Annotated in this window: 20 protein-coding genes and 2 pseudogenes; 8 read left to right on the forward strand and 14 right to left on the reverse strand. The window is 63.5% G+C overall.

Translation table 11 applies throughout. The annotated features are described in order from the left end of the window. Nucleotides 1-828, reverse strand: coding sequence for a DeoR/GlpR family DNA-binding transcription regulator (locus FNB15_RS07010; RefSeq protein WP_185973750.1), 828 nt, complete (start codon nucleotides 826-828; stop codon nucleotides 1-3). Nucleotides 829-1,147: 319 nt separating this feature from the next. On the opposite strand from FNB15_RS07010, the gene FNB15_RS07015 reads away from it, so the two are divergent. Beyond that, nucleotides 1,148-1,609: a hypothetical protein gene (locus FNB15_RS07015; RefSeq protein ID WP_144068019.1), complete on the forward strand. Its 462-nt coding sequence runs from the start codon at nucleotides 1,148-1,150 to the stop codon at nucleotides 1,607-1,609. A 7-nt stretch (nucleotides 1,610-1,616) separates the two neighbouring features. Here the strand turns inward: FNB15_RS07015 and FNB15_RS07020 are convergent, their stop codons facing one another. Continuing rightward, nucleotides 1,617-1,829 carry a superinfection immunity protein gene (locus FNB15_RS07020; protein ID WP_144068020.1) on the reverse strand — a complete coding sequence of 71 codons (213 nt, stop codon included), beginning with the start codon at nucleotides 1,827-1,829 and terminating at the stop codon, nucleotides 1,617-1,619. A 97-nt stretch (nucleotides 1,830-1,926) separates the two neighbouring features. Between FNB15_RS07020 and FNB15_RS07025 the strand changes: the two genes are divergently transcribed. After that, the gene (locus tag FNB15_RS07025) at nucleotides 1,927-2,901 is read left to right on the forward strand and encodes a complex I NDUFA9 subunit family protein (RefSeq protein ID WP_144068021.1); all 975 of its coding nucleotides are present in this window, start codon (nucleotides 1,927-1,929) and stop codon (nucleotides 2,899-2,901) included. A gap of 17 nt (nucleotides 2,902-2,918) precedes the next feature. Here FNB15_RS07025 and FNB15_RS07030 read toward each other — a convergent pair whose 3' ends face one another. Continuing rightward, nucleotides 2,919-3,758, reverse strand: coding sequence for a LytTR family DNA-binding domain-containing protein (locus tag FNB15_RS07030; protein WP_185973751.1), 840 nt, complete (start codon nucleotides 3,756-3,758; stop codon nucleotides 2,919-2,921). Nucleotides 3,759-3,849: 91 nt separating this feature from the next. Between FNB15_RS07030 and FNB15_RS07035 the strand changes: the two genes are divergently transcribed. Next, nucleotides 3,850-5,022, forward strand: coding sequence for an acyltransferase family protein (locus FNB15_RS07035; protein ID WP_144068023.1), 1,173 nt, complete (start codon nucleotides 3,850-3,852; stop codon nucleotides 5,020-5,022). A 4-nt stretch (nucleotides 5,023-5,026) separates the two neighbouring features. Here the strand turns inward: FNB15_RS07035 and FNB15_RS07040 are convergent, their stop codons facing one another. The 5 genes and pseudogenes from FNB15_RS07040 to FNB15_RS07055 form a co-directional block, all read right to left on the reverse strand. Beyond that, entirely contained in the window at nucleotides 5,027-5,749 is a 723-nt protein-coding gene (locus tag FNB15_RS07040; protein WP_144068024.1) for a hypothetical protein, read from the reverse strand. Next, the gene (locus tag FNB15_RS07045; protein WP_144068025.1) at nucleotides 5,746-6,108 is read right to left on the reverse strand and encodes a hypothetical protein; all 363 of its coding nucleotides are present in this window, start codon (nucleotides 6,106-6,108) and stop codon (nucleotides 5,746-5,748) included. The genes FNB15_RS07040 and FNB15_RS07045 overlap by 4 nt, the downstream gene beginning before the upstream one ends. After that, complete coding sequence (locus tag FNB15_RS07050; protein WP_221932754.1) at nucleotides 6,071-6,991, reverse strand: hypothetical protein; 921 nt, start codon at nucleotides 6,989-6,991, stop codon at nucleotides 6,071-6,073. The genes FNB15_RS07045 and FNB15_RS07050 overlap by 38 nt, the downstream gene beginning before the upstream one ends. A gap of 27 nt (nucleotides 6,992-7,018) precedes the next feature. Continuing rightward, nucleotides 7,019-7,180, reverse strand: a pseudogene (locus FNB15_RS21515) (hypothetical protein); the annotation flags it as partial. Nucleotides 7,181-7,419: 239 nt separating this feature from the next. After that, on the reverse strand, nucleotides 7,420-7,725 hold the full coding sequence (locus FNB15_RS07055) for a hypothetical protein (protein WP_144068027.1): 306 nt from the start codon (nucleotides 7,723-7,725) through the stop codon (nucleotides 7,420-7,422). A gap of 442 nt (nucleotides 7,726-8,167) precedes the next feature. On the opposite strand from FNB15_RS07055, the gene FNB15_RS07060 reads away from it, so the two are divergent. The 3 genes and pseudogenes from FNB15_RS07060 (at nucleotide 8,168) to gltB (ending at nucleotide 14,760) form a co-directional block, all read left to right on the forward strand. Next, nucleotides 8,168-9,613: an NAD(P)-dependent oxidoreductase gene (locus tag FNB15_RS07060; RefSeq protein ID WP_144068028.1), complete on the forward strand. Its 1,446-nt coding sequence runs from the start codon at nucleotides 8,168-8,170 to the stop codon at nucleotides 9,611-9,613. Then, nucleotides 9,610-10,200 (forward strand): hypothetical protein, encoded by a 591-nt coding sequence (locus tag FNB15_RS07065; protein WP_144068029.1) that lies wholly within the window; start codon nucleotides 9,610-9,612, stop codon nucleotides 10,198-10,200. Before FNB15_RS07060 ends, FNB15_RS07065 begins: the two co-directional genes overlap by 4 nt. A 13-nt stretch (nucleotides 10,201-10,213) precedes the next feature. Then, a pseudogene (gltB, locus tag FNB15_RS07070) lies at nucleotides 10,214-14,760 on the forward strand (glutamate synthase large subunit). A gap of 130 nt (nucleotides 14,761-14,890) precedes the next feature. Here gltB and FNB15_RS07075 read toward each other — a convergent pair. Next, nucleotides 14,891-15,817, reverse strand: a complete 927-nt coding sequence (locus FNB15_RS07075) for a PLP-dependent cysteine synthase family protein (protein ID WP_144068030.1) — start codon at nucleotides 15,815-15,817, stop codon at nucleotides 14,891-14,893. A gap of 42 nt (nucleotides 15,818-15,859) precedes the next feature. On the opposite strand from FNB15_RS07075, the gene FNB15_RS07080 reads away from it, so the two are divergent. Next, nucleotides 15,860-16,177: a hypothetical protein gene (locus FNB15_RS07080; protein ID WP_144068031.1), complete on the forward strand. Its 318-nt coding sequence runs from the start codon at nucleotides 15,860-15,862 to the stop codon at nucleotides 16,175-16,177. Between the two features lie 23 nt (nucleotides 16,178-16,200). Here FNB15_RS07080 and FNB15_RS07085 read toward each other — a convergent pair whose 3' ends face one another. Together FNB15_RS07085 and FNB15_RS07090 are read right to left on the reverse strand one after the other, a co-directional pair. Further along, a complete protein-coding gene (locus FNB15_RS07085) occupies nucleotides 16,201-16,590 on the reverse strand; it encodes an MAPEG family protein (RefSeq protein ID WP_144068032.1) in 390 nt (129 codons plus the stop codon). Nucleotides 16,591-16,617: 27 nt separating this feature from the next. Next, complete coding sequence (locus tag FNB15_RS07090) at nucleotides 16,618-17,226, reverse strand: TetR/AcrR family transcriptional regulator (protein ID WP_144068033.1); 609 nt, start codon at nucleotides 17,224-17,226, stop codon at nucleotides 16,618-16,620. A gap of 135 nt (nucleotides 17,227-17,361) precedes the next feature. Between FNB15_RS07090 and FNB15_RS07095 the strand changes: the two genes are divergently transcribed. Then, nucleotides 17,362-19,164: an ABC-F family ATP-binding cassette domain-containing protein gene (locus tag FNB15_RS07095; RefSeq protein WP_144068034.1), complete on the forward strand. Its 1,803-nt coding sequence runs from the start codon at nucleotides 17,362-17,364 to the stop codon at nucleotides 19,162-19,164. Between the two features lie 7 nt (nucleotides 19,165-19,171). Here the strand turns inward: FNB15_RS07095 and FNB15_RS07100 are convergent, their stop codons facing one another. The 3 genes from FNB15_RS07100 to FNB15_RS07110 form a co-directional block, all read right to left on the reverse strand. Further along, complete coding sequence (locus FNB15_RS07100; RefSeq protein WP_144068035.1) at nucleotides 19,172-19,765, reverse strand: PAS domain-containing protein; 594 nt, start codon at nucleotides 19,763-19,765, stop codon at nucleotides 19,172-19,174. 53 nt (nucleotides 19,766-19,818) lie between these two features. Beyond that, entirely contained in the window at nucleotides 19,819-20,412 is a 594-nt protein-coding gene (locus FNB15_RS07105; RefSeq protein WP_144068036.1) for a PAS domain-containing protein, read from the reverse strand. Nucleotides 20,413-20,567: 155 nt separating this feature from the next. Continuing rightward, the gene (locus FNB15_RS07110; protein ID WP_144068037.1) at nucleotides 20,568-21,575 is read right to left on the reverse strand and encodes an ABC transporter substrate-binding protein; all 1,008 of its coding nucleotides are present in this window, start codon (nucleotides 21,573-21,575) and stop codon (nucleotides 20,568-20,570) included. Nucleotide 21,576 lies beyond the last annotated feature (1 nt).

Consider the following 21,576-nt stretch of genomic DNA (forward strand, 5'->3'; position numbering starts at 1 on the left):
TCAGCCTCTCCCGTTGTTGTGCTGCTGTGTGGTGGATACTGTGGCAGATGCGTCGTCGGACCAGACGACGAGACGGACACCGGCTTCTTTGAGTTGGCCGGCGATGGCGGGTGGCACCGGCCTGTCGGTGAAGACAGCGGTCGCCTCGGTGATGTGGCCGCCGCGCATGGTGGCGTCGCGGCCGAATTTGGAATGGTCGAGCACCAGGAAGCGCTGGCGGCAATGCTGCGCCAGATTGCGGCGCACCTCGATTTCGTCGGGTCCGAAATCCAGCAGCGTGCCGTCCTCGGCCACGGCGCCGACGCCATAGATGCCGATATCGACCGAGAAGCGCGAGAAGAAGCCGTGCGCTTCGGCCGCCACCACGTCCCGGTCCAGGTTGCGGACCCGGCCGCCAGCGATGGTGATCTCGCAGGAGGGATTGCGCGACAGCGCCATGGCGACGTTGAGGTTGTTGGTCATCACGCGCAGGCCCGGATGATCGGTCAGCGCCAGTGCGCATTGCTCGGGCGTGGTGCCGATGCCGAAGAACAGCGTGGCATTGTCGGGCACATCGCGCGCCACCAGTTCGGCGATGCGGCGCTTGGCCTGGAAGTTCAGCACCTGGCGGGCCGGATAGGCGAGATTTTCGCCCTCGGGCGGCAGTTCGACGCCGCCATGTTTCCGGCGCAGCATGCCGCGATCGCAGAGGTGGTTGACGTCGCGACGGATGGTCTGCGTGGTCTTGCCGAACTGCGCGGCCAGCGCCTCGATGGTCTGGTAGCCCTCAGCCCGCACGAGGTCGATGATCGCCCGCGCGCGGTCGTCGGCCGGTAATCCGGCTGCCATGGTCGTTTCCTGTCCCGTGCGGCTCGTCATGTTCAAATGAACATTGCCAGCCGCTTATTTCGTTGAAATGACCATCACATGAACATTATGTGACGTCAAATGAACATTATCCACGGCATTCCATCTGAATAATATCAATGGGTTATGCGGCCCGGCCCGGCCCGGCCCGGCTATCTCTCGCCTGTCTTGTTGCACGGATCGGGTCCCACGGGACCGGCAGCGGTTCGGGGCTGACAGGATATCTTGGGCGTGTGGGGCACTAAACCGCCTGCAGACGGGTTGCTGTCAGGACAAGATCCCTGCCACCAAAGGACATCAGATGAAGACGACAAAAACCGCCCGACGCAGTGCGACCGCGCTTCAGCGGGCGGCAGCCAGGACGGCGGCCCTGGGCGCGGTCTCCGGGCAGGTGATCGCGCAGCGGATGGTGCGTGCTGCCGTTGGTGATCATGGCGAGACCAGTCGCATGGTGCCGGAGAAACTCGGTGCGGCAACGCTGTCGGGTTTTGTGGTGATGCAGCACGCGATGCGGATGTCGATGCGGATGATGGGCTTCGCGACAACGGAAGCCTTCGGGATGGCCCGCGCCGCGCAGGCGATGGCCGTCGCGCCGACCCCGGCAGCGATCTACGGCGCGCAGGTCGACTTCATGCAGGCCTGGCTGCCGCGCTGGCAGGCCCGGTCGATGCAGTTGGGTACCGCGATGATCCAGTCGGGCAGTGCGGCCCTGGCGCCGCTGCAGCGTGTCGCGGCAGGCAACGCCCGGCGGCTGGGCGGCTAGACTCTGCTCAGGACGTTCGGGGCCGGCTCAGCGCCAGTCCGAGGCAGACCGCCCAGCCGATCACGGTCCAGCCGGTCAGCAGATTGGCCAGCAGGATTTTGTCGCGCCAGCGATGCTGGCGCCGCCAGGCCAGCAGGCTGGGCAGAAAATAGACCGCCGCAATCAGCAGGCCCATGACAACAGTGGGGAATCCGGCACCCATGGCGGCAGCATAAGCCACCCCTGCGACCAGGCAAACGAACCGGGCAAACTATTGGCCGGGCCGGCAAAATGGCTATAGTCCGGCCAGATCATTCGTTTTTGCAGGGGTGTCCCCAATGACCCAGCCGTCGCTGCGCAACCAGCTCGTCACCGTTTTCGGCGGCTCCGGCTTCATCGGCCGCTATGTCGTGCAGAAGCTGGCCCGCGAAGGCGCCCGGGTGCGCGTCGCCATCCGCCGCCCTGACGAGGGCCTGTTCCTCAAGCCGATGGGCTCGGTGGGCCAGATCGACATCGTGCAGGCCAATATCCGCGTGCCGATGTCGGTGCAGCAGGCCGTGCGGGGCTCGGATGTGGTGATCAACTGCGTCGGCATCCTGTTCGAGCGCGGCGCGCAGAAATTCTCCGCCGTGCAGGCGCGCGGCGCCGAAGTGATCGCGCTCTGCGCCAAGGAAGCCGGCGTGAAGACGCTGGTGCATGTTTCGGCCATCGGCGCCACTGCCGACAGCAGCTCGGACTATGCGAAGACCAAGGCCGCGGGCGAAGCCGGCGTGCGCCGCCATATGCCGCAGGCGACGATCATCCGTCCCAGCGTGGTGTTCGGCCAGGAAGACGATTTCTTCAACCGTTTTGCCTCGATGGCGGCGATGTCGCCGGTGCTGCCGCTGATCGATGGCGGTCACACGAAGCTGCAGCCGGTCCATGTCGTCGATGTCGCCAGCGCGATCCTGCGCGCCGTGCAGGACGAGGCAGCCGCCGGCCAGACCTACGAGCTCGGCGGGCCGAAGGTCTACAGCATGAAGGAAATCATGCAGCTCACGCTGGCTGCGATCCACAAGAAGCGGCTGCTCGTGCCGGTGCCGGGCTTCGCGCTCAAGCCGCTGGCCTTTGCGCTCGAACTGCAGCCGATTTTCGCGCCGCCGATCACGCGCGACCAGATCGAACTGCTGAAGCGCGACAACGTGGTTGCTGAAGGCGCCAAAGGCCTGAAGGATCTCGGCGTCGACCAGCCGACCCCGGTGGAAGGCACCATCGAAAGCTATCTGTATCGCTACCGTCGCGGCGGCGGCAAATTCGAGCCGCGTTTCTCTTAAGCCTTCACTTCAGCGCCCTAAAGCGCCAAAGACTGGCGCCAGCGCCGGCCGCCGCCGATCTGACGGCCGTCACTCAGCGTCACGGTGAAATCGCCGCTGTCATTGCCGGCCATGCTGCGCACATGGCGGCGGTTGACCAGTCGCGAGCGATGGATGCGCACGAACTCCTGATCCGACAATTCCTGTTCGAGCGAGGACAGAGTCTGTCGTTGTAACAGGCTGCGGCCAGCGAGATGCAGTTCGACATAATTGCCGGCCGCTTCGGCCCACAGAATCTCGGCCGGATCGACGAAGATACGCTGTGCCCCGTCGCGGATTTCCAGCCGGCGCGGGCCAGCCGACGCCATGCGCTGCACCACCACCTGCTGAACAACAACCTGCGCGCGCCGCCGCGCCATTGCCACCAGCCAGATCAACGCCACCATGCCGAGATAGATCGCGGCATCCTTGCGGACTTCGTAGACCAGCTGCAGGCCCAGATTGCCCGGCACGCCGAAACTGTAGTCGCGGCCGAACAGCGGAAAGATCGCATACCGCAGCGCGGCCATGCCAGCGATATGCGCGGCGCTGCCCAGCGCGAAGCCGGCCAGATGGTTTGCCACGACGCGCGGCCAGCCGATGCGTTTCGGATCCAGCCGGGCGGTCAGCCAGAGTAAAGCCGGCGTCAGGGCGAACAGCATGATCACGCTGGTGCCTTCGGTGACGGCATAGCACCAGGCCGGATTGGCCATGCCGTTACGGGTATCCTCGATCCAGAAGGAGCTGGCGCCCATGGCGGCGGCCAGCACCAGCGATGCCGCATAGCCGAGCCAGAGCAGTTTCGAAAAACCGATATATTCCGCAATATTGCTGCTCATCACAGCAGGCCCGCCGCTCGTCCCAGCCGGCTTTATGCCGACGTCAGACGCTGGCAGAGACGACGCAGTGCTTTGCTGAACAGAGGATTCCATGTCGGACATGAGTGAGCGTCGCTACGATCTGGACTGGCTGCGCATCGGCGCCTTCGCGCTGCTGATTTTATACCATATCGGGATGTTTTACGTCTCCTGGCCCTGGCATGTGAAAAGCAGCCAGACCGGACCGGAGGTCTACGAGATCGTCCAGCCGCTGATGCTGCTGACCAATCCCTGGCGGCTGGCGCTGCTGTTCCTGATCGCCGGCTGTGCGACACGGTTCATGGCCGACAAGCTGCCGCGTGGGAAGATGGCGAAAGCGCGGAGCTGGCGGCTGCTGCTGCCGATTGTCTTCGGCATGCTGGTGATCGTGCCGCCGCAGACCTATTACGAGGTCGTGACACATATGGGGTTCGATGAGGGCTGGGTTGCCTTCTACATGAAATACATCGGCTTCCATGACGGCTGGCGCAGCAACGGCGCGCCGCTGATCGTGCCGACCTGGAACCATCTGTGGTTCGTGGTCTATCTCTGGGTCTATACGATGCTGGTGCTCGCGTTACGTCCGCTGCTGCATCGCCTGCCGCTGCAGCGCATCGCCGCGCTGTTTCGTCAGCCGCTGGCGCTGCTGGTGCTGCCGCCGGTTTTCGTCGGGCTGCTGCGCCTGTTGCTCAAGCCCATCTTCGGCGAGACCCATGCGCTGCTGGACGACTGGTATCTGCATGCGCTGTATCTGTCGCTGTTCCTGTTCGGCTATGGCATCGCCAGATACGAAGGTATCTGGCGCAGCATCGAACGCCTGCGCTGGATCGCGCTGGTGCTGGCGGTGCTGGTCTATGTCGTGATGATCTGGGCGGTGGTGACGAATAGCGGTGGCGGCGCGCGGCCATTCATCTGGGCGCTGGATCAATGGGCCTGGATCATGATGCTGCTGGGCTTCGCGCGGCGGCTGATGAATTTCGACAGCCCCGCCCGGCGCTATCTCACCGACGCAGTGTTTCCCTTCTACATCATCCACCAGACCGCCATCGTCGTGCTGGGCTATCACCTCACCAGGCTCGGCCTGCCGGTCGGTGCTGAGGCGGCGATCCTGGTGGCGGGCACGGCAACGGCCTGTGTCGTGGGGTATGAGATCGTGAAGCGCGTTGGTGTGCTAAGGCCGGTGTTTGGGTTGAAGGGCAAGCCGGAGACGTCCGACCGTACCCGAGCGACGGTAACAATACCCTGATACTTCACGACTCTTGCACTGGCGGTCGCTGCGCCGGCAGTGCAACCATTTCTTCTTCCGTGCATGGTCGCATGGCCCAACTGGTGCTTCCCGCATAATTTAGGCTGCGCCGCGAATCCTCACGCACCCAGCGGATCGCATCGTGGCCAAACCAGTACCACGATCCTTTTGCCTCCGTACGGATCAGTTCGAATGACGGCAGCCGGTAATAGGCCTGGTTCCGGTTGGTGCAGAATTTATCAAGCAGGCGAAAGTACCGGCGCATCTCAGCAGCAGCGGGCTTGTTGTCGGCCAGGCAGAAATAGTGAATGTGACTTTCCCTGAATGTTGTGATTGTGGCCAGTTCATTGGTATCCGGACCCACACGATCCTGGAATTTCACAAATGGCAAAGGGGTGCGGGGCGTCTGGGCGATGCCCCAGCGCATTGTATCGGGCGGCTCGTTGTAGAGGGGGATATATCTCGTAGATGTAGGCTGCCAGTCCGGGTCGAAGATCATCGGGATATCTCCGGCCCAGGATGACGCCCCTTTTCTGGAAAAAGGAATATCGGCGATCCTGTTTTCCCACACTATCTCCGGGCGATCCTGACCAACGTCATATGCGGGCCGGAAATCGTAGCGCGCCTGCGGATATGCTTCGGCGAGGGCATCGGAGAAAGCCTGCCAGTCAGCTAGTGTGAACCATACGTAGCGTGTTTTAACGGTAAACTTTCGTTGTTCCGTCATGACTTGGGCTGCGTTCCCATAGCGTCAATCTCTTCGGCCAATCGTTCTGCGAAATCACGGATGCGGGCCTGGTAACTTTCCCAATCATAGGGAATTTTTCTACCGGCGACACGCGCTACAACTGGCTTCTCGACAATCTCTACGCGGGACTCAGGGTGATTCTTCTCCAGTCTGGCCTTCTTTTCACGCTCGTCGCTGACGGCCGTTTTGCCATCTTTCAAGAGTCTGGCACTGCTGAGATGCAGGTATTCAATGCCCAGTTCCTTCACCAGTTCAGGTTTAGCTTTGAAAGTGATATCAGCCCAGCTGCCACCTTCCTGTTTATTCGTTTCGATATTCGAATAGTGGCGTTCCCTCAAGTACGTTCCTTCGGCGGTATCGCCCGGTGATCCATCCATGGGATTTGGCGAATGCGAACCGCCAGCAATGCTTCATGCCATCTGCCAGCGCCGGATATTTCTTCAGCGCGTCCATCATCTCTTTCACGATGATTGCATTGCCCTTGATGGTCTCCGGTCCGCCGCGCCGGTTGTAGATCAGCATCAATTCGCGGGCGAGCTGCTGATCGAACGGCTCCAGTCCTTCGATCCACGGCTTCATCTCCGGCGGAATCAGATCTTCCAGTGACGGTGCGCGTTCTTCGGCCTTGCTGCCTTCTGGCGGCGGATCCTCCGGCGCGCTCGGTTTCAACGGCGGCGTTCTGCTTGCGGCTTCATCCGACGGATCAAGCGCAGGGGAGGTCGTATTGGCGAGATGCTGATACATCTGCGCCGGCAGGCTCAGCAGGTTGACCCTCTCGTCAAACCACTTCTCCAGTTGCTGGCTGGTCTTCTCGATGTTCGGGGTCACGCCGGGTGGCAGTTTCTGTGACGCGCCAGCAGCGCCCGTAGCCGGTGCAGTCATTGTCGGATGAATCGGCAACGCGAGCTGCGCGACCTGTGTGCCCATCACAAATTCTGATGGCGCATCGGCAACATCGCTCACGGTTGCAGAGAGCAGCTGCGGCTCTGGATTTCGTTGATCGGTGTTTTCTGCCAGCGTCCGCACATAAGCGGGTAGTCCGCCTCCCGGCATGGCGAGCGCCGTACGCGGCATTTCACGGACTTCATTCTCGCCGGCGCGATAGCGCGCCAGCTTGTCATGATGATCGTCCACTTCGGCTGTGGTTGGCGCCTTGTAGCGCGCCAGGCGGTCGTAAAGATCGCTCTGCAGCGCCTTGATCGTCTCGCCATCGGGCAGCATCAGGCCGTCGACGGTGAGTCCCCGGCGGCGCTGGTAGCGTTTCAGGCTGCGGGTCAGTTCGCCACCGGGCCAGCCGGTCGGGCCGCCAAGGTTGTCGAGGTCGAGATCGCCGGACTGGCCGAGCAGGATCTGGGCGCGGATGACGTCGTCGCGCGCGTTGGCGGCTTCGGGTCCGATCGCGCCTGTGATGCGGAAAGGGTCGCCGAAGTCAGGGAGGGCAGAGGATCGAACCGGTTCTGGTCGGGATCAATGGGAAGCAGGCGCATCAGGGCGATCCTGAATATGAGAGAGGCGTATCGTTTAAATGTACATAAAATGTTCTCGTTATGCAGCCTGATTTAAGCTGTATGCGGGGTGATGCAACCACAGGCATAAAAAAGCGCCCGGCATTCGCCGGGCGCTCGTCGTCATCATCCTGATGCGTCAGGTCAATCCAGCGGGATGGTCACGCTGATCGAGGGGCCGTGCGGCACATACCTGGGCGGCGGCGGGTGGTAATAGACCGGCGCCGGCGCGACGTAATAGCCGGGCGGATAGGCATAGTAGCCGGGAGGACCATAATAACGGCGGTCGACCCGGTAGTCGTAAAACACCGGCTTGCCGCCGTGATAATGATGGCCGTGCTTGTGGCCGTGACCGTGGCGGTGCCTGTCGCCAGCCTCGGCCGGCGAAGTGAAGGCGGGCAGCGAGATCAACATGGCGCTCGCGATCGCCAGACCATGTAGAAGGCGCATGGATAGACCTCCCGAATGAACGAACCGGCTGTTCCGGCCCGCTATCATCAGGCGGCTCAATTCTGGCTGAACTCGGGCGGGGCGGCGGCATTTTGCGGCACAGGCTGGCTGTGGAAAACTACAGGTGACACTTCAATGGCTTAACAGTCAAATAGTACCATTCCGGTCCTAATAAGATGGATTTGTGACAGTCGCCCCTGCAGTCAAGCCCCGAAACCCCCGCGCAAGAATCGAAAAGGTCAACAAACATGACCTATCGGATATTATTTGCTTGATCGGCCGGGCATTCGGCAATAAAAGTTGCGCTCCGCCCCAGTCGAAGCGTCCTTTACGTCTTAGCCGGCGTCATGGACCCGCCGCCCGGGGTGTCTTTGTCCCCAAGACGGACCTGAGGCCGCCACCAGCAACTGCCGGCCATCATCAGGTTCCCCCGGAGCGTGCCATGGCCGAGAAGATGCTGAAGTTCGTGCAGACCGCCCAGGCGATGCCGGAAAAGCGCAGCGCGTCGGAGCGCGCGAAGGACTTCGACGAAATCTACCGCGAATTCGCCGCAACCAAGGCTGACGAACAGGCCTCGCGCTGCTCGCAATGCGGCGTGCCTTTCTGTCAGGTGCATTGCCCGCTGCACAACAATATCCCCGACTGGCTGCGCATGACCGCGGAAGGCCGTCTGGAAGAAGCCTATGAACTGAGCCAGGCGACCAACACGTTTCCCGAAATCTGCGGCCGCATCTGCCCGCAGGATCGCCTGTGCGAAGGCAACTGCGTGATCGAGCAGTCGGGCCATGGCACCGTCACCATCGGTTCGATCGAGAAATACATCACCGAAAAGGCCTGGGAGTCGGGCTGGGTGCAGACGCCGAAGCCGGTGCATGGCGAACGCCCGCAGAGCATCGGCATCATCGGTGCCGGGCCTGCCGGTCTGGCCGCGGCCGACAAGCTGCGCCGCAAGGGCTACCAGGTGCATGTCTATGATCGCTACGACCGTCCCGGCGGCCTGCTGATCTACGGCATCCCGAACTTCAAGCTGGAAAAGAACGTGGTCGAGCGCCGCACGGCCTTGCTCGAAGCCGCCGGCGTCAAGTTCCACATGAATTTCGAAGTCGGCCGCGATGCCTCGCTGGACGATCTGCGCAAGAAGCATGATGCGGTGCTGATCGCCACCGGCGTCTACAAGGCGCGCGAGCTGCAGGCGCCGGGCTCGGGGCTCGAGAATATCGTGCCGGCGATGACGTATCTGACGGCCTCGAACAAGAATGGCCTCGGCGACAAGGTGGCCGAGTATGACAGCGGCACGCTGAATGCCGCCGGCAAGAAGATCGTCGTGATCGGCGGTGGCGACACCGCGATGGACTGCGTGCGCACCGCGATCCGCCAGGGCGCGACGGCGGTGCATTGCCTGTATCGCCGCGACAAGGCCAACATGCCGGGCTCGATGCGCGAAGTGAAGAATGCCGAGGAAGAAGGCGTCGAATTCGTCTGGCTCAGTCTGCCGAAAAGCTTCCGCGGCGAGGGCAAGGTGACTGCCGTGCATGCCGGCCGCATGAAGCTCGGCCCCGCCGATGCCTCGGGCCGCCAGGTGCCGGTGGAAATCGAGAATGCCGATTTCGACCAGCCGGCCGATATCGTGATCAAGGCGCTCGGCTTCGATCCGGAAGACCTGCCGCAGGCTTTCAAGGCGCCGCATCTGGAAGTCACCCGCTGGGGCACCGTGAAAATTTCGGCGCGCAGCAAGATGACCAACATCCCGGGCGTGTTCGCCGCCGGCGATATCGTGCGCGGCGCCAGTCTGGTGGTCTGGGCGATCCGCGACGGCCGCGACTGCGCCGATGCGATCCATCAGTTCATCCAGGCCAAGGCGCAGCCGGCGGCTGCGGCTGCCGAATGAGCGCGCTGCGCAACATCACTGTCGCAGCCCTGCTGTCGGTGGCGCTGACGGCCTGCGTCACCGCGGCACCCAAGACCGATGCCTCGCTGCGCCAGCAGGAGGCGCAGGTCGTGGCGCGCGCCTTCCCCGTGGAGCAGATGCTGGCCGAGCAGATCGCGCTCAGCCGTCGCCAGCTCTATGTCTCGCTCAGCCGCGAATTCCCCGGCAAGGATGCCAGCATCGAGACCTACGTTGAGGAATTCCAGGCCGCCAATATGCGCGCCGTGCTGGAGGACCTCGTCGGCGTTGTGGCCGATGAATTCGCCGCCAATTTCACGGCGGCCGAGCTGCAGGTCTTCAGGCGCGTGCTGCTGTCGCCGGCCGGCCAGGAAGCGATGCAGCCCGGCGTGCCGACCGACAAGCTGTCGCCGGCTGCCATCAACGCGCTGCTGGAGATCGAGCGCAATGTCGACCATGGCCGCATGGCGGCCTTCGGCCAGGCGCTCGGCCAGCGCCACAAGGAACTCGCCCTGCTCGCACGCCTGCGTGCCGAGCGGGCGCAGGAATTGAACAAAGCCCGGCTCGCCGAGCTGGGTCTGCAGAAGTAAAGGAGTCCGATCCATGACCGACATCCGCAAGAGCTACGTCGAGCAGTGGCAGGACGAAACCACGCACCTGTCGGAAACCGGCATGTACAGCCGCGCGGATGAGCGCGATGCCTGCGGCGTCGGGCTGATTGCTTCGCTGGACGGCCAGCCGCGCCGCAGCGTGGTGGCTGCCGGCATCACGGCGCTGAAGGCGCTGTGGCATCGCGGCGCGGTGGATGCCGATGGCAAGACCGGCGACGGCGCCGGCATCCATGTGCAGATCCCGCAGGATTTCTTCCGCGAGCATGTGCGCCGTTCGGGCTTCGAGCCGGGCGAGGGCAAGCTGGGTCTGGGCATGGTCTTCCTGCCCAAGACCGATCTGGCCGCACAGGAAACCTGCCGCACCATCGTCGAGACCGCGATCCTGGATTTCGGCTACGGCATCTATGGCTGGCGCCAGGTGCCGGTGGACGCCACGATCATCGGTGAAAAGGCCAATGCGACGCGGCCTGAAATCGAGCAGGTGCTGATCGAGAACCGGTGGGCCAAGGATGACGGCGCCTTCGAGCGCGACCTGTTCCTGATCCGCCGCCGCATCGAGAAGCAGGTTCTGGCAGCCCACATCAGCGACTTCTACATCTGCTCGCTGAGCTGCCGGAGCGTGATCTACAAGGGCATGTTCCTCGCCGAACAGATCGACTATTTCTATCCTGATCTGCAGGACGAGCGTTTCGTCAGCACCTTTGCCATTTATCATCAGCGCTATTCGACCAACACTTTCCCGACCTGGCGTCTGGCGCAGCCCTTCCGCATGCTGGCCCATAACGGCGAAATCAACACGCTGCGCGGCAACGTCAACTGGATGAAGAGCCACGAGATCAAGATGGCGTCCGACGCCTTCGGCGATTTCTCGGACGACATCAAGCCGATCGTGCAGTCGGGTTCATCGGACTCGGCCGCGCTCGACAGCGTGTTCGAAGTGCTGGTGCGTGCCGGCCGTACGGCTCCGATGGTGAAGACCATCCTGATTCCGGAATCGGCGTCGAACAAGCCGCTGATGCCGCAGTCGCATCGCGACCTCTATGCCTATTGCAACTCGATCATGGAGCCGTGGGACGGCCCGGCGGCGATCTGCGCCACCGATGGCCGCTGGGCGGTTGCCGGCCTCGACCGCAACGGGCTCCGCCCGATCCGTTACACCGTCACCACCGACAATCTTCTCATTGTCGGCTCTGAAACCGGCATGGTGCCGGTGCCGGAGCAGAATGTCGTGCGCAAGGGCCGCGTCGGTCCGGGCGACATGATCGCCATCGACCTGAAAAAGGGCAGGCTGTTCCTGGATCGCGAGATCAAGGACAAGCTGGCGTCTGATCATCCTTACGGCGAGTGGGTCAAGAACATCACCACGCTGGAAAAGATCAAGGATGCGACCGTCGCCGCCAAGGTTTTCAGCAAGGATGAGCTGCGCCGCTCGCAGCTCGCGTTTGGCCTGACGCTCGAAGACATGGAGCTGATCCTGCATCCGATGGCGGAAGACGCCAAGGAAGCCATCGGCTCGATGGGCGACGACACGCCGATTGCCGTGCTGTCGGAACATTATCGCGGCCTGCATCATTTCTTCCGCCAGCAGTTCAGCCAGGTCACCAATCCGCCGATCGATTCCTTGCGCGAAAAGCGGGTGATGTCGCTCCGCACCCGCATGGGTAACCTGACCAACGTGCTGGCCGAAGACGCCAAGCAGGTCGCCATCCTGCTGCTCGAGTCGCCCTGCCTGTCGAATGCCGATTATGGCAAGGTGCTGAAATACGCCGAGAAGATGACGGCGAAGATCGACTGCACCTTCCCGGTCGATGGCGGCGAGAGCAGCCTGCGCGACGCGCTGAAGCGCATTCGCGGCGAGGCCGAGAATGCAGTGCGCGGCGGTGCCGCCCATATCGTGCTGACCGACGAGGGCATGAACCCGACGCGGGCGGCGATCCCGATGATCCTCGCCACCGGCGCCGTGCACAGCCATCTGGTCGGCCAGGGCCTGCGTACTTTCACCTCGCTGACCGTGCGGTCGGGCGAGTGCCTGGATGTGCATTACTTCGCCGTGCTGATCGGCGTCGGCGCCACCTCGGTGAACGCCTATCTGGCGGAAGCCTGCCTGGTCGACCGCGTCAATCGTGGCCTGCTCGGCAAGCTGAGCGCTGAAGACGCCGTCTCCCGCTTCAAGGAAGCTGTCGATGGCGGTTTGCTGAAGATCATGTCCAAGATGGGCATCTCGGTGATCAGCAGCTATCGCGGCGGCTACAATTTCGAGGCGCTCGGCCTGTCGCGTTCGCTGGTGGCCGACCTGTTCCCCGGCATGCCGTCGCGCATCTCCGGCATCGGCCTGATCGGTATCCAGAAGAAGGTGTTGGCCCTCCACGAAAAGGCCTTCCGCTCGGACGTGACCGCGCTGCCGGTCGGCGGCATCTATCGCTACCGTCGCGGTGGCGAGGCGCATGCCTGGGAAGCCAACCTGATCCACATGATGCAGACAGCGGTGGGCAGCGAGAATTACGCGCTGTTCAAGAAATACACGGCCGGTTTGCGCGAACTGCCGCCGATCTCGGTGCGCGACCTGCTGGAAATCAAGCCGGCGGCTGCGGCGATCCCGATCGAACAGGTCGAGAGCGTTACCGAAATCCGCAAGCGCTTCATCACGCCCGGCATGTCGCTCGGCGCGCTCGGCCCCGAGGCGCATGAGACGCTGACCATTGCGATGAACCGCATCGGCGCCAAGTCGGATTCCGGCGAAGGCGGCGAAGCGCCCGAGAATTTCAAGCCGCGTCCGAATGGCGACAACGCCAACTCGGCAATCAAGCAGGTGGCTTCCGGCCGCTTCGGCGTGACGGCGGAATATCTCAACAACTGCCGTGAGCTGGAAATCAAGGTCGCCCAGGGCGCCAAGCCGGCGAAGGCGGCCAGCTGCCTGGCTTCAAGGTGACCGAGCTGATCGCCAAGCGCCGTCTGGCGACGCCCGGCGTGATGCTGATCTCGCCACCGCCGCATCACGACATCTATTCGATCGAGGATCTGGCGCAGCTGATCTACGACCTGAAGCAGATCAACCCGGAAGCGCAGGTGGCCGTCAAGCTGGTGTCGGAAGCCGGCATCGGCACGATTGCCGCCGGCGTCGCCAAGGCCAAGGCGGACGTGATCCTGGTGTCGGGCCATGTCGGCGGCACCGGTGCCTCGCCGCAGACCTCGGTGAAGTATGCCGGCACGCCTTGGGAAATGGGCCTGTCGGAAGTCAACCAGGTGCTGACGCTGAACAAGCTGCGGCATCGCGTGAAACTGCGCACCGATGGCGGGCTCAAGTCCGGCCGCGACATCGTCATCGCCGCCATGCTGGGTGCCGAGGAATACGGCGTCGGCACGGCGGCCCTGGTGGCGATGGGCTGCATCATGGTGCGCCAGTGCCATTCCAACACCTGCCCGGTCGGCGTCTGCACGCAGAACGACGCGCTGCGGCAGAAATTCAATGGCAGCCCGGAGAAGGTCATCAACCTGTTCAGCTTCATCGCTGAAGAAGTGCGTGAGATCCTGGCCGGATTGGGCGTGAAGTCGCTGGACGAGATCATCGGCCGCACCGATCTGCTGATGCAGGTCAGCCGCGGCGGCGCGCATCTCGACGATCTGGATCTCAATCCGATCCTGGCCCAGGCCGATGCCGGCGACCATGCGCGCTACTGCACGCTGGAAGGCCGCAACGAGGTGCCGGATACGCTGGATGCCCAGATGCTTGGCGATGCGGCGCCAGTGTTCAGCCACGGCGAGAAGATGCAGCTGGCCTACAACATCCGCAACACGCATCGCGCCATCGGCACGCGGCTCAGCTCGCATCTGGTGCGCAAGTTCGGCATGAAGGGGCTCAAGCCCGGCCATATCACCGCGCGTCTCACCGGCTCTGCCGGTCAGTCGCTCGGCGCCTTTGCCGTGCAGGGCCTCAAGCTGGAAGTCTTCGGCGATGCCAACGACTATGTCGGCAAGGGCCTGTCGGGTGGCATGATCGTGGTGCGGCCGTCACCGGCCTCGCCGCTGATGCCGGTGACGAATGAAAACACCATCATCGGCAACACGGTGTTGTATGGCGCCACCGGCGGCAAGCTGTTCGCGGCCGGCCAGGCCGGCGAGCGTTTCGCCGTGCGCAACTCGGGCGCCACGGCGGTGATCGAAGGCTGCGGCTCGAACGGCTGCGAATACATGACCGGCGGTCGCATCGCCATCCTCGGCAAGGTCGGCGACAATTTCGGCGCCGGCATGACCGGCGGCATGGCTTTTGTCTACGATGTGGACGACGTGCTGCCGATCGCGATCAACGACGAAAGCGTGGTCTACCAGCGGCTCCAGTCCTCCTACTGGGAAGGCGTGCTGCGCGGCCTGATCGAGGAGCATATCCGCGAGACGCAGTCGCTCTATGCCAACAACCTGTTCGCCGATTGGGACCAGGTGAAGGGCAAGTTCTGGCAGATCTGCCCGAAGGAAATGATCGCGCGGCTCGATCATCCGCTCAGCGACAAGGTGGCGGCTGAGGTTGGTGCCAAGCGCGCCTGATGGTTTCTGAGCCGGCATTCGCTGCTGGCCCAGGGAAGCGGAAACGCCGTCGAGGGCAACCTCGGCGGCGTTTTTGTATCCGTTTATGTCATGGCCGGAACAAGTCCGGGCATGACAATGGTAGGAGGCGTTATGCCTGCGAATACAGCGCGGTGCTCAGATATTTCATCCCGGTATCGCAGGCGATGGTGACGACGGTCTTTCCCGGCCCAAGCCTTTCCGCCACGCGCAATGCCGTCAGCACATTCGCGCCCGTCGAGGTGCCGGCGAAAATGCCTTCCTCGCGCGCCAGCTTTCGCGCCATTGCCATCGCCTCCATGCTGGAGACCTGCGCGATCTCGCTGGCCAGTTCCGGCCGCCATTGCGGCGGCACGAAACCCGGGCCGGTGCCTTCGATCTTGTGACTGCCGCTTGGGCCACCTGACAACACGGCGGATTCCGCCGGCTCGACAGCAACTGTCCGCACCTGAGGATTCAGTTCGCGCAGCCTGGTGCTGAGGCCGCGAAACGAGCCGGATGTGCCCACACTCTGCACCATCGCATCGACCTTTCCGCCGGTCTGCTGCCAGATTTCATCCGCCATTTTGGCATAGCCGGGCAGCACATCGGTGTTGTTGAACTGGTCGGTCCAGACACTGCCGGGTTTGCTCGCCGCGATCCGGCGCGCGGTTTCGATCATCTCCAGCGTCAGCTCCCGCGTCGTGCCGCCGGTCGGGCTGTGCACCAGCGTCAGTTTCGCGCCGAGCGCCGCCATATGATCGCGCTTCTCCTTGCTGAAGGCCTCCGAGGTGACCAGTTCGAGTGAAATGCGTTTTGCCGCACAGACCAGGCTGAGCGACACCCCGGTGCTGCCGCCGGTATATTCCACCACCGCGCCGCCAGGCTGCAGCCGGCCGTCCTTCTCGGCGGCCTCCACCATGGCCAGCGCCATGCGGTCCTTCATGCTCCCCGTGGGGTTCTCGGTTTCCAGCTTGAGCAGAACCGTGGCGGAATTCCGCGGAGCGAGATGGCGCAGCGCCAACAGGCGGGTATCGCCGACGTGATCAAGAATGCCCATGCCTTAACCTCCTTTTCAGGACTCCCGCACTAGACTGGTCGGATGCTGAAAGCCGTCGCCGTTTTCGCCGTCGTTGTCGCCGCCACCACGTTTTACGCGGATCCGGCCAGTGCCTTCTGCGTGCAGAACAACGGCAGTGTGGCGGTGGCGGTGCATGCCGGTGGATCGCCGATGCCGATCTACGTGAAACCGGATCTGATGCCCGGCGAACGCGACTGCTATGTGCCGCGCAAGCCGGACGGCATCACCGTGGAAATCTTCGACCGCCAGAGTCGCCAGATGCGCTGCCGCCTGTCGGTGCCGGCGCGGGATGCGACCATCTTCGTCGATGGCAAGAGCTGCCGGGCGAAACTGGGTTAGCTTCGCCCGGCGTCACATCACCCTCAGGTCACGATGCCGTACAGCACCATGACCATGCCGGCCACGCCGCCGAGCCAGGCGAAGGTGCGCAGCCACGGCACGCCGGCGATATACACCACGGCATGCAGCACGCGGCTATAGAAGAACACCTGGCTGCCCAGCGCGGTCCAGCCATCGGCCTTGCCCGCCACAGCGGCGGCCAGCACCAGCGCTGCAAACGGCACCATATTCTCAACCATGTTGAGATGCGCGCGATGCGCCCGGCCGATCCAGCCGGTCGCGGCCGGGAAATCCTCGCGGTTGCCGGCCATCACATAGAGGCCCCGCGTCAGCATATGGCCGGTGGAATAGGGCAGTGTCAGCAGCACGGTCAGCACCGCGCTGGCGATCAGCATGGTCATGTCGGTGGTCATGGGGGTTCTCCTCTGGTGTTGTGATCTTCAGGCGGCGGGACGGAAATCTGGTGCAGGCATCAGCGGCGCGACCGCCGTGGTCAGGATGGAAGTCAGTGCGTCGCGGTCCGCGCCGCTTTTCGCCATCACCATCAGGCCATGCGCCATGCCGACGAGATATTTCGCCAGCGCGTCCGCGTTGCTGCTGGCCGCGATCTCGCCGCGCGTCCGTGCGTTGATCAGTGCGTGGCGGAAGGCGGCTGCCATGTTGTCCATATGCGCGCGCACCTTCACGGCAATCTCGGCATCATGCGGCGCAAGTTCCAGCGTGGTGTTGGCCATCAGGCAGGCGCGCCGCTTCGGGTATCGCACCAGGAAGTCGATGATCGCCAGGCCCGCCTCATGCAAAGCCTGCAGGCCCGCGTCGGGCGCGCGCAGCGGGCGCAGCATCGCGTCGTCCAGCATGGCGCAGTAGCTGTCCATCGCCGCAAGAAACAGGCGGTGTTTGTCGCCGAAGGTGTCGTACAGGCTCTGGCGGCTGATCCCCATGGCGACGACCAGCTGCTCCATCGAGGTGGCGGCATAGCCCTGTTCCCAGAACAGCTCCATCGCCCGCACCAGGGCCGCATCGGTATCAAAGGCCTTCGGTCTCGCCATGGCGCAGGTATAACTTATTCTGGAATGATCAGTCAATAACTAGATAAATCTTGGAATTCCGGGCGGAAATTCCGCAAGTGTCGGCCTTCCCCTGTCGCCCGGCGGTTGCTACACCCTCCCACCCAGAGGATTTTCATGGCGCCGCCGCTTCTCACACTGTCCGACATCCATCTCACCTTCGGCGGTACGCCGCTGCTCGAAGGCGCGTCGCTCAGCGTGATGCCCGGCGACCGGCTCTGCCTGGTGGGGCGCAACGGCTCGGGCAAGTCGACCTTGCTGAAGATCGCGGCCGGCGCGGTGCAGTCGGATCGCGGCGAACGCATCGTGCAGTCCGGCGTCACCATGCGTTATCTGCCGCAGGAACCGGATCTCTCCGGCTTCGACGACACGCTGTCCTATGTGCTGGCCGGCCTGGCGCCCGGCGATGAACCGCATCGCGCGACCACATTGCTCAATGCACTCGGCCTCGATGGTACGGAAAATCCGGCGCGGCTGTCCGGCGGCGAGGCGAGGCGCGCGGCACTGGCGCGCGTGCTGGCGCCCGAGCCCGACATCCTGCTGCTCGACGAACCGACCAACCATCTCGACCTGCCGGCCATCGAATGGCTCGAAAGCGAATTGCAGCGTCTGCGCTCGGCGCTGGTGCTGATCAGCCATGATCGCAGGTTCTTGAGCAATCTCACGCGCGCTACCATCTGGCTCGACCGCAGCGCCACGCGACGTCTGGAGCAGGGCTTCGCGGCCTTCGAGGACTGGCGCGACGCCTTCCTGGAACAGGAGGAAACCGAGCGCCACAAGCTGGATCGCAAGATCGTCGCCGAACTCGACTGGGTGCGGCACGGCGTGTCGGGCCGGCGCAAGCGCAACATGGGCCGCATGCGCGCGCTGCAGCAGCTCAAGACCGGCCGCAGCGAGCAGCGCAAGGTGGCGGGCAACGTCAATCTCGTTGTCTCCGAAGCCGAGACGTCATCCAAGCTGATCGCCGAGGCCAGGGCGATTTCAAAATCCTTCGGCGACAATACGGTGCTGCGCGAGGTCAGCGTGAAGGTGCTGCGCGGCGACCGTTTCGGCATCGTCGGCGCGAATGGCGCCGGCAAGACCACTTTGCTCAACATCCTCACCGGCCAGATGCAGCCGGATTCAGGCAGCATCCGGCTGGGCGAGAATATCGCGCTGGTCACGCTGGACCAGCGGCGCGAAACGCTCGATCCGGAAATGACGTTGCAATACGCACTGTCGGGCGGCAGCGACAAGGTGACGCTGAACGGCCAGCCGCGCCATGTCATGAGCTACATGAAGGACTTCCTGTTTGCACCGGAACAGGCGCGCACACCCTTGCGTGTGCTGTCAGGCGGCGAACGCGGCCGGCTGATGCTGGCGCGCGCGCTGGCCAAGCCGTCCAATGTGCTGGTGCTCGACGAACCGACCAACGATCTCGATCTCGAAACGCTCGATCTGCTGCAGGAAATGCTGGCCGACTATCCCGGCACGGTTTTGTTGGTCAGCCATGATCGCGACTTCCTCGACCGCGTCTGCACGTCTGTGCTGGCCTCGGACGGTGACGGCCGCTGGAACGTCTATGCCGGCGGATATTCCGATATGGTGGCGCAGCGCGGCTCCGGCGTGCAGGCCCGCGCCGCCGCCAAGGCCGAGAAGGCTGCGGCCGAGAAGACAGAGGCTGCACCGCGTGCAGCGGCCAGGCGCAAACTCAGCTTCAAGGAAAAACACGCGCTGGAGACTCTGCCCAAGCGTATCAAGGAATTGCAGGACCAGATCGCGAAGCATCAGGCATCGCTGAACGACCCGCAGCTTTTCTCGCGTGATCCGGCCAAATTCGAGGCCGCCAGCAAGGGGCTGGAAAAAGCCGGCGCGGATCTGGCCGCCGCCGAGGACCAGTGGCTCGAACTGGAAATGCTGCGCGAAGAGCTGGAAGGCTGAGCCTTCTTCACTGCACCGGCCGCGCCTCTTGCCGTTCAGCCGGCACCAGCGGCGGCACGCCGTAGCCGATATCGATGAAGCGCATGCCGTCGCCTTCGACATATGAGTCCGGGTCGAGCGGCTGCTTGCGGCCCGCCGTGTCGGCGAGCCCGGTGGCGCAGCACAGGATCAGGCTGGATTGCGCGGCGCCGTCTTCATAGAGCGGCGCGCCGGTGAATTCGACCGGCAGCACGGCGCCGTCGGGGAAGCGCAGCCAGTAATAGATCAGCACCCCGGCCGGCTGGGCGGCCTGCGCGATGGTCAGCGTGGCGCGCCAGCTGCGGTTCTCTTTCGAGGTCAGGTCGAGATAGTTCATCCCGGTCAGATCAAAACCGATCTTCTCGATGATGGTACGGCCGACATTCTCCATGCGGATGTCGTCGGCGGAGCGGATGTTGAGCAAGAGACAACTATCGGCCAGCGCGCCGAGGTCGCCCTTGGACAGGTCGCTGCGCTGCGGCAGGCGGCGCGCACCGCGCCAGCCCTGCCAGATCGCGAAGAACTGCCGCGCCTGCTGCGACAGCGGCGTTGGCAGTGTATGCAGAAAATCACCCGACCCCATGCGAGTTATCTAAGCACCATGGCGGTGTGAAATCCAGTCCGGCAATCCCGCGCTCAGAATGCCGGCAGCATGTGGCGCGGCGTGGAGGGATCGGCGGGCGGGATGCCGAAGCCGAGATCTATGAAGCGCATGCCTTCGCCGACCAGCCAGGAATCCGGATCGACGACATCGTTGGGTCGCGGCGGCACCAGCGGTGTGCAGCAGCCGGCCATCAGGCTGACCATGCCGCTGCCATCGTCGTCGCAGAACGGCGCGCCGGCGCATTCGATCGGCAGCACGCCGCCATCAGGGTAGCGCAGCGGATAGTAGAGGACGCTGCCGCAGGGCTGCAGCGCCTGTTCGATGAACAGCCGCGCGCGCAAGGCACGGTTCTCGGGATTGGTGATGTCGAGATAGTTATGGCCGGTAAGGTCGAAGCCGAGATACTGGCGTATGCCGTCGCCGATCGAGATGATGCGGATGTCGTCGCGGTGCCGCAGCTCCATCACGATATGGTGGGTCCCGAGCCTGGCGACCTGCAGATCGCGGCGTTCAGGCAGGCGGCGACCACGCCGCCAGCTGTGCCAGGTGGCAAAGAACTGCCGGCTCGCCGGCGACACCGGCCCCGGCAGACGTGCCAGAAAATCCGCGCCGGAGACATCGTCCATGCGCCCCCCTGTCCTGAACCTCAACAGGTCCCGGAAAATTATACCCGATACGTCCTAACTGCCCAGTTAAAAAATCACTGTCATAAATGGCCAAAGAAAACGGCCGGGCGATTGTGCGCCCGGCCGCTCAGTACCGGCAAAAGTAGAATGGTCGATTACTTCTTCACGGCCTTGATGAATTTGTCGTTGAAGGTCTTGTTCAGGTCGATATTCGCGCTGGCGATCTCGGCATCGAACTGCTTCAGCATGTCATGCGCGCTCTTCATGCCGTCGGCCGAGATGATGCCGGTGCGCGAATAGGTCTCCATCGAGGCTTTCACCGCCTGCATGTACAGCGGCTTGTCGCCCAGGAAGTAGGCTTCCGGCACGGCGCCGGCGATGTCTTCCGGCTTGGCCTTGGCGATGAAGTCGAGCGCCTTGTAGAGCGCGTTGACCAGCGCCTGCGTGGTCTTCGGGTTCTTCTCGGCGAATTCGGGCTTCAGATACAGCACGGCGGCTGGATTGGAACCGCCGAAGATCGCCTTGGTGCCAGCCTCCGTGCGGCTGTCGGCCAGTACGAAACCGAGCTTCTCGGATTCGATCTTCGAAATCACCGGATCGAGATTCGACATGCCGTCGATCTCGCCCTTCATCATCGCCGCCACGGCGCCAGCACCGCCGCCAACGCCGATATACGCGGTGTCCTTCGGATTGCCGCCGGCCTTGGCGATCAGGTAGTTGACGAAGAAGTTGGTCGAGCTGCCCGGCGCGGTGACGCCGATCTTCAGACCTTTCAGGTCGGCCGGGGTCTTCACCTTGTCCTTCAGGCTGTCCTTCACCATCAGCACGATACCGGGGAAGCGGCCGAGCTCGATCACGGCGACCAGCGGCTCCTTCTTGGCCTGCATGCGGATGGTGTGTTCATAGGCACCAGTGACGACATCAACGCTGCCGCCCATCAGCGACTGCAGCGACTTCGCGCCGCCACCGAAGTCGTTGATCGTGACATCGAGGCCTTCAGCCTTGAAGTAGCCCTTGGTCTCGGCAATCGTCAGCGGCAGATAATACAGCAGCGGCTTGCCGCCGACGCCGAGTTCCAGCTTCGGCTTCTCGACCTGCGCATTTGCTGCGCCTGCCATCAGTCCCAGCGCCGTCATGGCGGCGAGTGCGAGTTTGAGTTTCATG

Source organism: Ferrovibrio terrae (genome assembly GCF_007197755.1).
In the GTDB taxonomy this organism is placed as follows: domain Bacteria; phylum Pseudomonadota; class Alphaproteobacteria; order Ferrovibrionales; family Ferrovibrionaceae; genus Ferrovibrio; species Ferrovibrio terrae.

Excerpts from the sequence above, each read along its gene's own strand:
- FNB15_RS07050 (WP_221932754.1), bottom strand. The coding sequence starts at position 6,991 with ATGCTGCCCGATGGCGAGACGATCAAGGCGCTGCAGAGCGATCTTTAC.
- FNB15_RS07015 (WP_144068019.1), top strand. The coding sequence starts at position 1,148 with ATGAAGACGACAAAAACCGCCCGACGCAGTGCGACCGCGCTTCAGCGG.
- FNB15_RS07080 (WP_144068031.1), top strand. The coding sequence starts at position 15,860 with ATGCTGAAAGCCGTCGCCGTTTTCGCCGTCGTTGTCGCCGCCACCACG.
- FNB15_RS07055 (WP_144068027.1), bottom strand. The coding sequence starts at position 7,725 with ATGCGCCTTCTACATGGTCTGGCGATCGCGAGCGCCATGTTGATCTCG.
- FNB15_RS07095 (WP_144068034.1), top strand. The coding sequence starts at position 17,362 with ATGGCGCCGCCGCTTCTCACACTGTCCGACATCCATCTCACCTTCGGC.
- FNB15_RS07085 (WP_144068032.1), bottom strand. The coding sequence starts at position 16,590 with ATGACCACCGACATGACCATGCTGATCGCCAGCGCGGTGCTGACCGTG.
- FNB15_RS07100 (WP_144068035.1), bottom strand. The coding sequence starts at position 19,765 with ATGGGGTCGGGTGATTTTCTGCATACACTGCCAACGCCGCTGTCGCAG.
- FNB15_RS07010 (WP_185973750.1), bottom strand. The coding sequence starts at position 828 with ATGGCAGCCGGATTACCGGCCGACGACCGCGCGCGGGCGATCATCGAC.
- FNB15_RS07040 (WP_144068024.1), bottom strand. The coding sequence starts at position 5,749 with ATGACGGAACAACGAAAGTTTACCGTTAAAACACGCTACGTATGGTTC.
- FNB15_RS07110 (WP_144068037.1), bottom strand. The coding sequence starts at position 21,575 with ATGAAACTCAAACTCGCACTCGCCGCCATGACGGCGCTGGGACTGATG.
- FNB15_RS07075 (WP_144068030.1), bottom strand. The coding sequence starts at position 15,817 with ATGGGCATTCTTGATCACGTCGGCGATACCCGCCTGTTGGCGCTGCGC.
- FNB15_RS07060 (WP_144068028.1), top strand. The coding sequence starts at position 8,168 with ATGGCCGAGAAGATGCTGAAGTTCGTGCAGACCGCCCAGGCGATGCCG.
- FNB15_RS07090 (WP_144068033.1), bottom strand. The coding sequence starts at position 17,226 with ATGGCGAGACCGAAGGCCTTTGATACCGATGCGGCCCTGGTGCGGGCG.
- FNB15_RS07065 (WP_144068029.1), top strand. The coding sequence starts at position 9,610 with ATGAGCGCGCTGCGCAACATCACTGTCGCAGCCCTGCTGTCGGTGGCG.
- FNB15_RS07035 (WP_144068023.1), top strand. The coding sequence starts at position 3,850 with ATGTCGGACATGAGTGAGCGTCGCTACGATCTGGACTGGCTGCGCATC.
- FNB15_RS07030 (WP_185973751.1), bottom strand. The coding sequence starts at position 3,758 with ATGAGCAGCAATATTGCGGAATATATCGGTTTTTCGAAACTGCTCTGG.
- FNB15_RS07025 (WP_144068021.1), top strand. The coding sequence starts at position 1,927 with ATGACCCAGCCGTCGCTGCGCAACCAGCTCGTCACCGTTTTCGGCGGC.
- FNB15_RS07105 (WP_144068036.1), bottom strand. The coding sequence starts at position 20,412 with ATGGACGATGTCTCCGGCGCGGATTTTCTGGCACGTCTGCCGGGGCCG.